This is a genomic window from Enterococcus olivae (genome assembly GCF_053760925.1).
Map to the genome: position 1 here is coordinate 1 of NZ_JBSMVT010000028.1, position 14,295 is coordinate 14,295.

The following is a 14,295-nucleotide window of genomic DNA, read 5'->3' on the forward strand; positions in this document are numbered from 1 at the left end:
TAGCCAGCCCGTCAAATCAGACTACCATGCCGCAACTCATTATCAAATCAACATCGGAACTTACAGATAACACATGATTTTCACGTTTTTCAAAAAGTGGCTAACTTGTTCTTGAAATTTGGGAATCAATCAAAATGAAAAAATTTAATTTTTTTCTAGACATTGACCTTTGTTCTATAGATAAAATCTATGAATCGTTAGATAAAAACACATTAGACTTTATCTGTTTTGTTCGTTACAATAAAAAATAGATAAAGTTTCGTTTTTCACAATATATCCATGTTTTTAATTCGAAATATTTATAAACTATTTATTTTAAATAAAAATAGTTTGAAAATAAAGACACAAATTCATCTATAACTCAACAAGAAAAGGAACTATTTCTTGTTGAAAAAAATAAAAAAGTGAGGAATCAGAAATGACAGAACGTTTAACTGGACACACACTACTTATTAGTTTGATCGCAACCCCTATTCGACACAGTATGTCCCCAACAATGCATAACGAGGCGCTGGCGAAACTTGGTTTAGATTATGCCTATCTGGCTTTTGAAGTTGGTAACGAGGAATTAAAAGATGCCGTGGATGGGATTCGTGCACTAGGAGTTCGTGGATCGAATGTGTCGATGCCTAATAAACAAAACATCATTCAATATTTAGATGAGGTCTCCCCTGAAGCCAAATTGATCGGTGCGGTCAATACTGTTACCAATAAGGATGGCAAAGGACATTTGGTTGGTTATTGTACTGACGGCACAGGTGCGATGGCTGCTTTGGCAGATGAAAATGTAGCAGTCAAAGATCAGATCGTGACCATGACCGGTGCAGGCGGTGCTGGCACAGCTGTCGCTATCCAAGCTGCCTTTGATGGCGTCAAAGAGTTACGAATCTTCAATATCAATGACCAGCATTTTCAAAATGCAGAAGAAACAGTTCGTAAAATCAATGAAAACACTGATTGCAAAGCAACGTTGACGGATCTAGTAGATCAAGAGGCCTTCAAACAATCGATTGCAGAAAGCTCTATCTATATTGATGCAACCGCTGTGGGTATGAAACCATTGGAAAATGAGAGCTTGATCAATGATCCAGAAGTTATTCGTCCTGATTTAGTAGTTTTTGATGTAGTCTACTCTCCAAGAGAAACAAAATTGTTGAAATTTGCCAAGGAACATGGAGCGAAAAAAGCCATTAATGGACTAGGTATGATGGTTTATCAAGGTGCCACTGCCTTCGAATTGTTCACAGGCGAAGAAATGCCCGTCGATTATATCAAAGAGTTGTTATTTTCAGAATAATTACTTTAAAGGAGAAGAAAAATGAATGTAGTTAAAATCGATGACTTAATTATTGGTGAAGGACTGCCTAAAATCATTGTTCCTTTAGTTGGTCAAACCAGAGAAGAAATTTTAGAGGAAGCAAAAATCTTGGCAGACGTTGCTTGTGATATCGTAGAATGGCGCATTGATTTTTTTGAAGAAGTCAAAAAAGCTACAGCGGTGGCCTCCTTCTCTCATGAGTTGAAACAAACACTACAAAAGCCATTGTTAGTCACTTTCCGAAGTAAAAGAGAAGGCGGTGTATTGGAGTTATCCGATGCTGCTTACTTTGAACTTTATCAAGAGATCATTGCGAGTGGTGCTGTGGATCTGCTGGATGTCGAACTATTCATGCCTGAGGAAGCTGTAGCTGAATTAGTAGCTGCTGCACATAAGCAAGCGATAAAGATCGTCATGTGTAACCATGATTTTGCAGCAACCCCTCCTAAAGAAGAAATCATCCAGCGCTTATGTAGTATGCAGGAAAAAGGTGCCGATATTTGTAAGATCGCAGTCATGCCAAACTCTGCAGCCGACGTATTGACCTTGTTAGCTGCAACCGAAGAAATGAAACGTCTGCATGCGAAACAGCCTCTGATTACGATGTCAATGGCAGACAAAGGTGTGATCAGTCGGATCTCCGGACAATTGTTTGGTTCTGCTGCTACCTTTGGAATCGCTAAAAAAGCCTCTGCCCCTGGTCAGGTACCAGCAAATGATCTATATACGATCTTAAAAACATTAGAGCTTCAATAACATTTCTAAAGGGAGCTTTGATATCAATCGTTTCACAGTAAAATATTCGAACAATAGAAGATTGCTCCTGCGATTCAATAAATTCTCATCGCAAGTTCACCTATTTTTGATGAAAACCATTCTAACTTTGTTCGAATATTTTTGTCTTTTTCATTATATCATAGTTCTTTGTTACGTGCGAAAGCCGTTTTACTATGTGCATTCAACTGCTGCATAGTAAAACGGCTTTTATTTGTTGACAAGAATCGGATAATCACCCAGTTGCTGAACCTGTCCACCTAGCAGACAAATTTCTTCAATGGCATTTCGAATCAGCTGTTGATTGTCTGACAAGGTCAAATCAATAATAAAAAAGTATTCACCCAAACTAGTCTTCAATGGACGAGATTCAATCTTGCTCAAGTCAATATTTCTCCAAGCAAAGGTTGACAATACCTTATGCAACGCACCTGGCATATTTGCTGGTAGCGTAACAAACAGCGTCGTTTTTTCTGCTTTTTGCAAGGATAAGTCACTTCTCCCCTGGTTACCGATCAACCAAAACCTAGTTCGATTCAAACGATTATCCTGGATGTCAGCAGCCACTGTTTCTAAGGAATACTCTTTTCCAGCTGCCTTTGAAGCAATCGCTGCAACCTTTTCTTCTGGATGATTCGCAACATACTCAGCTGCAAAGGTCGTTGAAGCAACCGCCTCCAACGGAACAGTGGGATGATATTTTTCCAAAAACTGCTGCGACTGTGCCAAGGCTTGCGGATGCGACAAAATTTTGACCGGCGTTTCTTTGACTTTCATCAGCAATTGCTGACGGATCGGCAAAATGATCTCCTGATAAACTTGTAGATTTTTCCGATTGAACAAGCGATCCATACTCGCATGGACCGAACCCTCCAGAGAATTCTCTATCGGTACGACCACATAGTCGATCTGATTGTCTTTAAGTGCCTGCAAGCTTAAGGGTATACTAGCAAAAGCCTGCAGGGCCTCTTCTTCAAAAAAACTGTTTGCTGCTTGGAAAGTAAAGGAATTTTTAGGTCCCAAATAACCAACTTTCATTTACTCACCTACTAAATTTAAAATTTCTTGAACAATCTCTTCCGGTTTTCTGTTCGTTGTTTCGATCACACAGCTAGCACTCTCTTCATACATCGGTACACGAGGCAAGTATACTTCTCTGATTTCGTCTGGTGATTTTGAAGTTGCCAGTGGACGGACGTTACGCTTATCCAAAACAACACGATGGATCAATTCTTCCAGATTGGCTTTCAAGTAAACCACTAGCGGCATTTCTTTTAGGAATTCTCTGTTTCTTCCCTTTAGAACGATTCCCCCACCAGTCGAAATGATCCCTTCAACTGCACTGCTGTTTTTCAACACGTCGGTTTCAATTTCACGAAAAGCTTCTTCCCCATGGAGGTCAAAGAAATCTGCGATCGGCATACCGATTCGATTGACCAAGACTTCATCAAAATCATATTGCTGTAGTCCAGTTTCCTGAGCTAAAAGTTTTCCGATCGTCGTTTTTCCAGCACCCATAAATCCAATTAATACTACTTGTTTCATACTTTTTATCCTCCTGTGATTAATGATTCGATGTCTTCAAAGAATTTCGGATACGAGATCGCCACAGCTTCAGGGAGATCCAATAGTACTTCTCCTTTACTGATCAGCGCAGCAACCTGTAGCATCATACCGATTCGATGATCACCTAAGCTTGAAACAGTTCCCCCATTTAAAGGTGTTGGCCCTTTGATGATCAAACCATCTTCTGTAGCAGTAATATCTGCACCCAGTTTATTCAGTTCATTGGCCGTTGCATCGATTCGATTGGTTTCTTTTACTTTTAATTCTTCGGCATCTTTTATGACTGTCGTGCCTTCTGCTTGTGTTGCCAGTAAAGCAATGACAGGTAATTCATCGATCAAGCGAGGGATCAAATCCCCTTCGATCGTTGTTCCTTTTAGTTTAGAAGTGCGAACCGTTAAATCAGCAGACTGATTTCGTGAGTCCTCATTGGTAATCTCCAACTCAGCTCCCATAGCCTGCAGTACATCAATGATTCCTGTACGTGTAGGATTGATCCCTACATTCGTCAATGTCAACTCACTGTTTGGCGTGATCGCTCCAGCAACCAGAAAGAAGGCAGCGGATGAAATATCACCAGGAACAATCACATCTTGACCAGAGAGAACTTGCGGTCCTTCGATCTCGATTTTTTTTCCGGAAACTGTGATCGTGCCACCAAATTGACGAATCATTTCTTCTGTATGATTGCGAGAAACTTCTTTTTCAAGAATTGTAGACTTTCCGTGAGCTTGCAAGGCAGCAAATAAGATCGCTGATTTTACCTGTGCACTGGCCATCGGCATTTGATAATCGATCGTTGTCAGCTGATCGGTTCCTGTGACTATGATCGGTGGAAATTCAGAACCAGCATCGCCTGACAGCTCTGCCCCCATTGATTGGAGAGGGAGCATCACCCGGTTCATCGGACGTTTACTTAAGGAATCATCTCCGAACAAGGTCGTTTCAAAATCAGTACCTGATAAAATCCCCATCATCAAACGAATCGTTGTACCGGAATTTCCGATATCGATTGGTGAGTCAACTGCCTTCAAGCCTCCAAAACCTTGACCTTCAATAGTAATCGTCTCACCGTCATCTTCAATCGGCACTCCTAATGCTTGAAAAGCATGTAGTGTACTCAAGCAATCCTCCGCACGCAGAAAATTTCGAACGGTCGTTTTGCCATTGGCGATGGCACCGAACATAATACTGCGGTGAGAAATGGATTTATCTGCAGGGACTCTCAATGTCCCTTTTAATTCCTTTGCATGTGATAGCTTTTTCATAATTTCCTCCTACTTCAGACGACATTGATACGTTGTCTTCTCTTCAATACATTGCTTGCCAGCCTGTAGATCTGCTTGACTTTTAAAAGTGATTTGCAACACGCCGATAATGTCTTCGCGTGTTTCCAAGATTTTAACATTGATGATTGAAATGCCCGCTTGCCCTAGAATTCCGGTCGTCTCAGCGATGACACCGGCTCTATCTGGAACATCGACAAATAGGTCATAGAAGGCCGGAATCGCCCCGTTGCTGTGAATCGGTAACTTGTCCCGAGTGTCCTTCGCATTCTCAAAGAAGCGATAGATCTCTGTTTGTTCTTCATTGGCCAGCCACTGAGTCACTTCGTCCATTCGTTCCTGCCAAGAGTGGATCAGCTCGATCAAAAATTGCCGATTACTCAATAAAATGTCTGTCCACATTTGCGGATCGGAAGAAGCGATTCGAGTGATATCTCTAAAACCACCAGCGGCCAATTGTTTGGCACGAGGATGGATTTGATTGAAGAGATCTGCCTGATTGACTAAACCAGAAGCAATAATATGTGGAAAATGACTTAGCATTCCAGTGATCTGATCATGTTCCTCTGAAGATAAAACGACATATTTGGCACGTGTTCCTTTAAAGAGCTCCTGCAATTCGACCACACGCTTAGCGATGTTTTCCTGTTCTGGAGTAGTAAAAATGAAGTAGGCATTCTCAAAAAGCTCACCATTTGCAGCAAATACGCCTGATTTATGAGAACCTGCCATCGGATGGCCTCCGATAAAGTCAAATGGCAACGTTTTAGCTAACGACATGATTTCCTGTTTTGTACTGCCGGCATCTGTTACAAGCACCTTTGATTTTAATGGAAGTCGCGCAAGTTCTTTTAAATAGTTCAAGGACGTTCTGATTGGAACAGCCAATAGAATAGTATCGGCTTTTACTGCAGCTTCCTCAAAACTTGCTGGGCTCTCGTCTATGATCTGTTTTTCCTTGGCAATTTTTCGGGTGTTTTCTGAATCCCAACCGATCAGCCAATTGTCTGGATGTTCTTTTTTGATGGCGATCGCTAAAGAAGCTCCTATCAAACCTAAACCAACGATCAATACTTTTTGTTTCATGCCTGCCTCCATCTATCCTTTGTTTCTAGTAATTTTTTAAGTAGTCACGGTAATTTTGGACCGTTTCAACCAATTCATCAAAAGAGTCACTAGAGAATTTTTCTAAGATCTCATTAGCTACAACTGTGGCTACCACACTTTCTGCAACGACACTAGCTGCTGGTACTGCAGTACTGTCAGAACGTTCGACGCTAGCCTTGTAGGGCTGTTTGGTATCAATATCTACACTTTGTAATGGTTTGTACAGTGTTGGGATTGGCTTCATCACTCCACGAACAACGATGGGTTCACCATTAGTCATCCCGCCTTCAAAACCACCTAGATTATTACTGCGACGTGTATAGCCATCTTCTTCGCTCCACAAAATTTCATCCATGACCTTTGAACCAGGTAAAACACCGGCTTCAAACCCAACACCGAACTCGGCACCTTTGAAAGCATTGATGCTGACGACCGCCTGCGCGATTTTAGCATCTAATTTTTTGTCCCACTGAACATAGCTTCCCAGTCCTGCAGGTACACCACCAACCAGCACTTCAACGACACCACCGATCGTATCGCCGTTTCGTTTGGTCTGATCGATCAGCTGGCGAATTTCCGCTTCAACTGTCGCGTCTACAACGCGAACATCGGAAGCATTGGAGATTTCTTTGACTTCGCTGACGGTAATGCCTTCAGGAACAGTCGCCTTGATGCCACCAAGCATCGTTACGTGTCCAGCTACTTCTATGTCTAGCTCAGACAAGATTTTTTTGGCGATCGCACCGATCGCTACTCGCATCGTTGTCTCACGTGCGGAAGAACGTTCCAACACATTACGCAAATCCTCGTGATGATACTTCATCCCACCGACCAAGTCAGCATGACCCGGTCTTGGTCGGGCTACACGACGCAATTTTTTTTGTTTTTCTTCGACTTCTTCAATGCTCATGACCTTGGTCCAGTTTTTCCAGTCTTTGTTTTCAACGACCATCGTTACGGGTGAACCGAGTGTTTTCCCGTGACGAACACCTGACGTGATTCGAACTTGATCTGTTTCGATTAACATACGTCCGCCACGTCCGTATCCCGTTTGACGTCGAGCCAATTCAAAATTGATATCTTCAGCTGATAATGGCATTCCTGCCGGTAGTCCTTCAATAATTGCTGTTAATTCTGGTCCGTGTGATTCTCCTGCTGTGATATAACGCATGATTATTGTTCCTCCTGTTGTAAATAATCTGTCATTGTTTCGATTGGGACAGCGACGATTTTCGCTTGGCCGATCTCTTCTAACAAGATAATTTTTAATTGTTTTCCTCGAGCCTTTTTATCATGCGTTATCGCTTGATAAATCGCTTGTGTATCTAAATTTTCCAGTGAAGTGGGTAAATGGAATTTTTCAATCATTTGAATCAGCTGATCGGTAGTTCCCTGTGGCGTTTGACCAATTTTTTCTGCGTGTTTGGAAATCATGACCATGCCCACCGCCACGCCTTCTCCGTGACTGACAACTCCATAACCGGCTGTATTTTCGATACCATGTCCGATCGTATGACCAAAATTCAACATCAAACGACTGCCATTGTCAAACTCATCTTCTTCCACGACTTTTCTTTTGACCTTTAAGGAAGGAATGATCAGCTCTTCTACTCGTTCACGCAACTCAAATTCGTCTTTCAAATTCTTTAACGCTTCCCACAATTCCTTGTCTGCGATAGCAGCGGACTTGATGATCTCTGCAATCCCTTCTCGTAAACGGCGCTCATCCAGCGTCTCCAAAACTTCAGGATCAATCAGTACACCCTCAGGTTGTGAAAAAGTTCCTACTAAGTTTTTTGCATTTTTGGTGTTTACCGCTGTTTTTCCACCAATGCTAGAATCGACTTGCGCTAGTAAAGTTGTAGGAATCTGCAAGAAGTGCAGACCTCTCATATAAGTAGAAGCAACAAATCCAGCCAGATCACCAATCACACCACCTCCCAAAGCAATAATACCATCGCTTCGAGTAAAGCCATTCTCAGCTAGTAAATCGTAAAGAAGAGCTGTCTGTTCCAGTGATTTGCTTTCCTCACCGGCAGGAACCACGAAAAGGTTGGCTTCAAAACCATGAGCCTCTAAAGATGTTTTTACTTCTGAACCGTACAGCGCTTCAACCGTCGTATCTGTAATGATTGCCACTCGCTGTGGCTGCCAAAGTCCTGAGACCCATTCTCCGACTTTTTTTAGCAAATGACGCTCGATTTGTATCTCGTATTGATGATCGGTTAGATTTACTTTCAGCATTTACTTCCACATCCTTCTATATTGTATCTAGGCGTTGCGAATCTCTTGCATTGCTCGGTACATAACGTCGACTTCTTTCATCATCTTCAGGTAATTCTTCTCATTTAATGACTGAGGACCATCTGACCAAGCTTTAGCTGGATCTGGATGAATCTCAACGATCATACCATCTGCACCTGCTGCCACACCGGCGCGAGCCATCGGCGGCACTAGATCCCAAACCCCTGTTCCATGACTTGGATCCACAATGATCGGGAAGTGACTTAGTTTTTTCATAATCGGTACAGCACTTAGATCGAAGGTATTTCTTGTAGCTGTTTCATAGGTACGGATACCGCGTTCGATAAAGATCACAGGACTTTTTTCTGAAATGGCAATGTACTCAGCTGCATTCAGCCATTCATCGATCGTCCCAGAGATACCACGTTTCAATCCGATCGGTTTTCCTGTTTGCCCAACAGCTGCAAGTAGTTTGAAATTTTGCATGTTGCGAGCACCGATCTGGATAATGTCACTGTACTCTGCGACCACATCGATATGGGCTTCATCCATAACTTCCGTAATTACCTTCATATCGTATTCATCCGCTGCTTGACGAATGTATTTCAAGCCTTCTTCTTCCAGACCTTGGAAGGCGTAAGGCGAAGTACGTGGCTTGTAGGCCCCTCCTCGTAGGATGCTTGCACCACCAGCTTTGGCCATTCGTGCTGTTTCACGAATTTGATCCAAACCTTCGATCGAACAAGGTCCAGCCATCGTAACAAAACTACCGTCACCGATTTTTACACCATCTACATCAACGACTGTATCTTGAGGATGGAACTCCCGTGAAGTTAACTTGTAAGTATTTGAAATACGTACTGTTTTATCTACGCCTTCGTAACTACGAAATGCGACGTCTTGAATGGTTCTTGTATCTCCGATCAGCCCTAGAACGACTTGCTCGCTCCCTTGATTGATCTGAACGTCTAGTCCGCTCTCTTTAATTCGCTTGATAACGACGTCTACTTGTTTTTGTGAAGCTCCTGGTTTCATAATTACGATCATAATAATTTCCCTCTCTCATCTACAATATTCATTCATTTTCTATTTTTAGCTATTTTCCACGATTGGTTTGACAATGTCGATTGGCATCTCTTTGCCAGTGTATAATTTAAAGGCCGCTGCCCCTTGGTAAAGGAGCATGCCTAAACCATTAATGGCTTTTGCGCCTACTTTTTTTGCATCCTTTAATAGCTGGGTTTCTCTAGGTTCATAGATCACATCGTATACGACTAGATCCTCACGCAATAAAGAAAGATCTTTCAATGGCGATTCAGAGTCCTTCATCCCAACGCTCGTTGCGTTCGTCAATAAGTTAGATTCAGCAATTGCTTCGACTAATTTTTCATGGTCATCCCAATCAGACAGGGTGATTACACAAGAAGTTTTTTCCATTACTTTTTTGATCTTTTCTTCCATCAAATCATAATTTTTTCCTGGACGGTTGAAGATATGGATAGCTTGCATCCCGTCTAGTGCAGCCTGACAAACAATAGCCGCAGCAGTTCCACCTGCTCCAAGAATCGTCATGCTGGTCTTTTCGATCACCAGACCTTCTTCTCTAAGATCATCGCAAAATCCGATCCCGTCTGTATTATGTCCACTTAACTTTCCGTCGTTGTGAACAATCGTATTGATCGCGCCGATCAGTTCAGCCGCTTCTGATATTTCATCCATATAGTCCACAGCAATCAGTTTATTAGGCATCGATACGTTTGCTCCGAACATGTTCATGCTACGGATCGTTTGGATACTATGACCAAAGTGTTCTTGATTGACATTAAAAGCCAGATAAACCAAATCTATTCCTGTTGCCTCAAATGCTGTGTTGTACATTTTGGGTGAGATGCTGTGACTAGCCGGGCTAGCAAGAAATCCCCCCAAACGAGTGTGACCGCTGATTGACAATTTTTCCATGTTGCTTCCTCCCTCTCCGATAAAAAAAGATGTCCACTATAGATTAAGTTGAAAATCTACAGTGAACATCTCAATACTCAAAAAAAGTATGAAAATATGGGATAGCCACAATAGATTTTCTGATCTACGTGGCTTTCTAAATCAATACGAATTGCTTTAGCCATCATAGATACAAACTGGTTTGTTTGTACCCATGCTTTGATGAATACAAACCTATCTAAAATAGCTAAAGTAGTAATTATTCAGTTGTGGTTGATGTGCATGTATCATAAATAATCGCTCCAAACTGATGTAAGATTGAATTTAGTATATGTTTTCCATGAGAATATGTCAACAAAAAAATGAGATTTTTTTTACTTTTTATTTTAAGTTAGATGATTTCTTCAAAAAATTGCAGTAGATCCTGCATACTCAATTGCGCTTTTTCCTCTTCATTCAAGTCTTTGACGATCTCCCCTTTTTGTAGGACGATCATTCGATTCCCAAATTTCAAGGCATCCTCCATTCGATGAGTGATCATCAAGCAGGTCAGATTTTTTTCAGCAACTCTGCGGGCAGTAATATCCATAAGCTGTTTGGATGTTTTTGGATCCAAGGCAGCGGTATGTTCATCCAGTAAAAGCAGTTCTGGAGTTTGGATCGTAGCCATCAACAAACTCAAAGCCTGTCGTTGTCCCCCTGACAAATCCCCAGCAGGCGTATCCAAATGATTTTCCAAGCCATTACCGATCTCTGCACAAAGCTGATGAAAAAGCTCTCGATTTTGATTGAGGTTTCTTAATTTAAAACTTCTTTTGGAACCGCGCCCCTTAGCCAAGAGCAGATTTTCTGCAACGGTCATACGAGGTGCTGTCCCCATCTTTGGATCTTGAAAGACCCGTGAAATAAAAGCTGCCCGCCGTTCTTCAGAAAAATGGGTCACTTCCCGATCATGAATCAAAATCTTACCAGCAGTCAAAGGCATCGTTCCTGAAATCGTATTGAACAGGGTACTTTTCCCAGCTCCATTGCCACCTAACACTGTGATAAACTGGCCTTGTTCGATCGAAAGATCAATATCATTCAAAAGAATCTTTTGTTCTGTTGGTCCGTTACTAACAACCTTTGTCGCATGTTGCATTTCAAGAATAGCCATTACTCTCCCTCTCTTCCAAACCCGGTTTTTAAATGTAGAGCCTGCTTGAACTGAGGAATCAGTAAGCACATCGCCAGAACGATCGCTGAGAAAATCTTCAAGTAAGTCGTATCAAAGCCTAGACGGATGACTAGCAAAATCAAAAGCTGATAGATAATACTTCCGATGACAATCGCAACCAAACGTTCAAAAAAGGTCAATTTTCCAAACAAAACTTCTCCGATAATGATCGATGCTAGTCCAATAACGATAACACCGGTACCTTTACTGACATCGGCATAGCCATCGTTTTGAGAGATCAGTGCACCAGCTAAAGCAATCACACCATTAGACAAAACGAGACCAGTGATCTTCATTCGATCGGTCTTGATGCCCATTGAACGAGCCATCTCCTCGTTGTCACCAGTCGCAATATAGGCTTGTCCAAAGTCTGTATTGAAGAAATACAGTAGCAAGCTGATCAATAAGAGAATAACGATCACACCAACTAAAACCGTGTCATAATGATTCGGTAAACCCAAATTGGTGAAAATATCTAAGATTCGACGTTGATTCAACAAGGACAAATTGGGTGTCTGCATCACAAAAAGCATCACGGAGTTTAAGGCAGACATCACAAGGATCCCGGATAAAATGACCGGGATCTTCCCTTTTGTATAGAGCAGACCAGTGACTAGTCCTGCACACATCCCCGCCACCACACCCAACAGTGTAGCAACAAGAGGTGAAACTCCTTGGACGATAGCAGTTACACAGACTGCCCCACCTAGAGGAAAAGAGCCTTCTGTCGTCATATCAGGGAAGTTTAGGATTCGGTAAGTCATAAAGATTCCCAAGCCTAAAACACCCCACAATAGGCCTTGTCCAATAGATGAAATAATCATTCTTCTTCGCCTCCAACGATTGTCGCACGGTCATACAACTCTTGCGGAATCTCAATGCCTAAGAAGTCCGCTTGATCTTGATTTAAAATAACTTCGCCTTCTTTAAAGGTATAAACAGGGGTCGTTGCCGGATCAGCACCATTCAGAATCTCTGCGACCATTTTTCCGGTTTCTTTACCGATCGTATACTGATCGATTCCAATCGTAGCCAAGCCACCTTGTTCGACCATGGTATCTACAGAAGTAATGATCGGAACTTTCTTTTTGTTCGCTTCGCCCACTACTGTCGGCATCGCATTGGCGATGGTATTGTCCAGCGGAATGTAAATAAAATCTACCAGGTCACTCATTACTTGAACGGTTTGTGTAATTTCCGTTGTAGATGGGATCGGATAAGTTTTGACTTCTAAACCTAGCTCTTCGGCTGCTTTAGTTGCTTCGGCCACTTGATATTTTGAATTGTCTTCTGTTGAAGAATACAACATACCAACTGTCGTAGCATCCGGAATCAATTCTTTTCCTAAGCGGATTTGTTCATCGGCAGGTGCCTTGTCTGAGACACCGGTGATATTTCCTCCAGGATTGTCCAGATCCGCAACCAAATTCGCTCCAACAGGATCAGTGACTGCTCCTAAAACAATTGGAATATCTTTGGTAGTGTTTGCCAACGCTTGTGCAGCAGGTGTCGCTATTCCGACAATCACATCTGACTGTTTATTGACCAGCTGCTCACTCATCGTAGCCAATTTACTTTGGTCTGCTTGTCCATTTTGAAACTCAATGTTCAGATTCTTGCCTTTTTCAAAACCTGCTTCTTCCAGAGCATCTTCTACTCCTTCACGAATAGCATCCAATGCTGGATGACTGACAAATTGCAAGATCCCTACCGTTTTTACTTCCTCTTGTACGGCTGTTTCTTCTGCCGGTTGTGAGGCACTCTGTCTGCCGGACTGATAAGCGAATACGCCGATCAAAACGACGACTACTACTGCTAATGTAGCAATCAACCCTTTGTTTTTCATGTGTTTTCCCCTTTTCTTTTTATAATTGAATTTGATAAATGACTAACATTCGAGCGTGCTCATTCTATGAAAAAAGCAATTGCTTCCTCCGGCAATTGCTTCAAACAAAAAACCGCATAGATGATTGATCTATGCGGCGATATTCTCAGAGTCATTTACCGTCATAGATACACGTTTTAGAATGTTCTCTAAAAAGTTGTATCTATGGATCGAGGTCCATCAATACAACTATCTACGCCAGTTTTGCCAAGCTTTTACAAAGACATCTGTGTTGAATAGTTTCATGATTTCTCCTCCTTTTTTAATGTTGCATTTAGAATACCGTAATCCTTTTATTGAGTCAACTATAAATTGAAATTTTCTGACAATTTATTCGTCTGTGTTTTCCTCTGGTTCGACATTCCGGATATTCCACATTGGCAATCGATTCAACTCAGGAATAAAGCTTTCCTCCACATTTTCGAGCGAATCAAAGGTAAAACGATTTTTTTCTTCTCCGTTCTCGAAAAAGATGAAGGTCACGTCATTTGGATCTAGTTGATAGGTTTCCGCAAGGTTTGAAGCGTTATAAACGACAGGATAGTAATAAAAATTACGATTCAGTTCGTCTTCTTTTTGTCCCAGAAGTCCCATGGTTTCTTGATAGGCTGCACCTTGAGGCTTACTGAACATAACCGAGATCGCCTTTTTCGATTGGATCTCTTTTGCTTCTCTATTGTAAGATAAAGGAATGATTTGTTCAGTAGGCAAATTCTGAAACAACAGCTGTGAGGTCTGTTCTCTACGGATCTTTGTATTCGCCAGTAGCATCGTCATTGTCAATAAACTAACAATAACAACACTGGTTAGTGCATAAATGATTGTTTTTCTTTGATTTGCATAAATGGCATCCTCAAATCTATACCACATTTCCTGCAGAAAGCTTGCGATGCGTTTAAACAGTTGTTTGACCATTTCCAAAACAGACACCTACTTTGTACGATTCTCTTTTTACTCTATT

The 14,295-nt window shown here is 41.8% G+C and carries 14 protein-coding genes; 2 read left to right on the forward strand and 12 right to left on the reverse strand.

The genetic code is table 11. The features are described from left to right. Window positions 1-418 precede the first annotated feature (418 nt). On the forward strand, window positions 419-1,297 hold the full coding sequence (locus ACWODM_RS13900) for a shikimate dehydrogenase (protein WP_455321948.1): 879 nt from the start codon (window positions 419-421) through the stop codon (window positions 1,295-1,297). A gap of 21 nt (window positions 1,298-1,318) precedes the next feature. Further along, a complete protein-coding gene (gene aroD / locus ACWODM_RS13905; RefSeq protein ID WP_455321949.1) occupies window positions 1,319-2,074 on the forward strand; it encodes a type I 3-dehydroquinate dehydratase in 756 nt (251 codons plus the stop codon). A gap of 228 nt (window positions 2,075-2,302) precedes the next feature. Here the strand turns inward: aroD and pheA are convergent, their stop codons facing one another. From pheA to ACWODM_RS13965, 12 genes are all read right to left on the reverse strand, one after another. Next, the gene (gene pheA / locus ACWODM_RS13910) at window positions 2,303-3,130 is read right to left on the reverse strand and encodes a prephenate dehydratase (RefSeq protein ID WP_455321950.1); all 828 of its coding nucleotides are present in this window, start codon (window positions 3,128-3,130) and stop codon (window positions 2,303-2,305) included. After that, window positions 3,131-3,637: a shikimate kinase gene (locus tag ACWODM_RS13915; protein ID WP_455321951.1), complete on the reverse strand. Its 507-nt coding sequence runs from the start codon at window positions 3,635-3,637 to the stop codon at window positions 3,131-3,133. Between the two features lie 5 nt (window positions 3,638-3,642). Then, window positions 3,643-4,926 (reverse strand): 3-phosphoshikimate 1-carboxyvinyltransferase, encoded by a 1,284-nt coding sequence (aroA, locus tag ACWODM_RS13920; RefSeq protein WP_455321952.1) that lies wholly within the window; start codon window positions 4,924-4,926, stop codon window positions 3,643-3,645. Window positions 4,927-4,935: 9 nt separating this feature from the next. Then, on the reverse strand, window positions 4,936-6,030 hold the full coding sequence (locus ACWODM_RS13925) for a prephenate dehydrogenase (RefSeq protein ID WP_455321953.1): 1,095 nt from the start codon (window positions 6,028-6,030) through the stop codon (window positions 4,936-4,938). A gap of 25 nt (window positions 6,031-6,055) precedes the next feature. After that, complete coding sequence (aroC, locus tag ACWODM_RS13930; RefSeq protein ID WP_455321954.1) at window positions 6,056-7,222, reverse strand: chorismate synthase; 1,167 nt, start codon at window positions 7,220-7,222, stop codon at window positions 6,056-6,058. Window positions 7,223-7,224: 2 nt separating this feature from the next. Continuing rightward, window positions 7,225-8,295, reverse strand: a complete 1,071-nt coding sequence (gene aroB / locus ACWODM_RS13935) for a 3-dehydroquinate synthase (RefSeq protein ID WP_455321955.1) — start codon at window positions 8,293-8,295, stop codon at window positions 7,225-7,227. A gap of 27 nt (window positions 8,296-8,322) precedes the next feature. Further along, window positions 8,323-9,342 carry a 3-deoxy-7-phosphoheptulonate synthase gene (gene aroF / locus ACWODM_RS13940; protein ID WP_455321956.1) on the reverse strand — a complete coding sequence of 340 codons (1,020 nt, stop codon included), beginning with the start codon at window positions 9,340-9,342 and terminating at the stop codon, window positions 8,323-8,325. 45 nt (window positions 9,343-9,387) lie between these two features. Continuing rightward, window positions 9,388-10,254, reverse strand: a complete 867-nt coding sequence (gene aroE / locus ACWODM_RS13945; RefSeq protein WP_455321957.1) for a shikimate dehydrogenase — start codon at window positions 10,252-10,254, stop codon at window positions 9,388-9,390. Between the two features lie 370 nt (window positions 10,255-10,624). Then, complete coding sequence (locus tag ACWODM_RS13950; protein WP_455321958.1) at window positions 10,625-11,389, reverse strand: ABC transporter ATP-binding protein; 765 nt, start codon at window positions 11,387-11,389, stop codon at window positions 10,625-10,627. Then, window positions 11,389-12,273 carry an ABC transporter permease gene (locus ACWODM_RS13955; protein ID WP_455321959.1) on the reverse strand — a complete coding sequence of 295 codons (885 nt, stop codon included), beginning with the start codon at window positions 12,271-12,273 and terminating at the stop codon, window positions 11,389-11,391. The genes ACWODM_RS13950 and ACWODM_RS13955 overlap by 1 nt, the downstream gene beginning before the upstream one ends. Then, entirely contained in the window at window positions 12,270-13,295 is a 1,026-nt protein-coding gene (gene trpX, locus ACWODM_RS13960) for a tryptophan ABC transporter substrate-binding protein (RefSeq protein WP_455321960.1), read from the reverse strand. Before trpX ends, ACWODM_RS13955 begins: the two co-directional genes overlap by 4 nt. Before the next feature lie 369 nt (window positions 13,296-13,664). Further along, a complete protein-coding gene (locus ACWODM_RS13965; RefSeq protein WP_455321982.1) occupies window positions 13,665-14,249 on the reverse strand; it encodes a hypothetical protein in 585 nt (194 codons plus the stop codon). Window positions 14,250-14,295 lie beyond the last annotated feature (46 nt).

Bases quoted from the DNA above. Each gene is read 5' to 3' on its own strand.
- ACWODM_RS13900 (WP_455321948.1), top strand. From the start codon at position 419: ATGACAGAACGTTTAACTGGACACACACTACTTATTAGTTTGATCGCA.
- aroD (WP_455321949.1), top strand. From the start codon at position 1,319: ATGAATGTAGTTAAAATCGATGACTTAATTATTGGTGAAGGACTGCCT.
- pheA (WP_455321950.1), bottom strand. From the start codon at position 3,130: ATGAAAGTTGGTTATTTGGGACCTAAAAATTCCTTTACTTTCCAAGCA.
- ACWODM_RS13915 (WP_455321951.1), bottom strand. From the start codon at position 3,637: ATGAAACAAGTAGTATTAATTGGATTTATGGGTGCTGGAAAAACGACG.
- aroA (WP_455321952.1), bottom strand. From the start codon at position 4,926: ATGAAAAAGCTATCACATGCAAAGGAATTAAAAGGGACATTGAGAGTC.
- ACWODM_RS13925 (WP_455321953.1), bottom strand. From the start codon at position 6,030: ATGAAACAAAAAGTATTGATCGTTGGTTTAGGTTTGATAGGAGCTTCT.
- aroC (WP_455321954.1), bottom strand. From the start codon at position 7,222: ATGCGTTATATCACAGCAGGAGAATCACACGGACCAGAATTAACAGCA.
- aroB (WP_455321955.1), bottom strand. From the start codon at position 8,295: ATGCTGAAAGTAAATCTAACCGATCATCAATACGAGATACAAATCGAG.
- aroF (WP_455321956.1), bottom strand. From the start codon at position 9,342: ATGATCGTAATTATGAAACCAGGAGCTTCACAAAAACAAGTAGACGTC.
- aroE (WP_455321957.1), bottom strand. From the start codon at position 10,254: ATGGAAAAATTGTCAATCAGCGGTCACACTCGTTTGGGGGGATTTCTT.
- ACWODM_RS13950 (WP_455321958.1), bottom strand. From the start codon at position 11,389: ATGGCTATTCTTGAAATGCAACATGCGACAAAGGTTGTTAGTAACGGA.
- ACWODM_RS13955 (WP_455321959.1), bottom strand. From the start codon at position 12,273: ATGATTATTTCATCTATTGGACAAGGCCTATTGTGGGGTGTTTTAGGC.
- trpX (WP_455321960.1), bottom strand. From the start codon at position 13,295: ATGAAAAACAAAGGGTTGATTGCTACATTAGCAGTAGTAGTCGTCGTT.
- ACWODM_RS13965 (WP_455321982.1), bottom strand. From the start codon at position 14,249: ATGGTCAAACAACTGTTTAAACGCATCGCAAGCTTTCTGCAGGAAATG.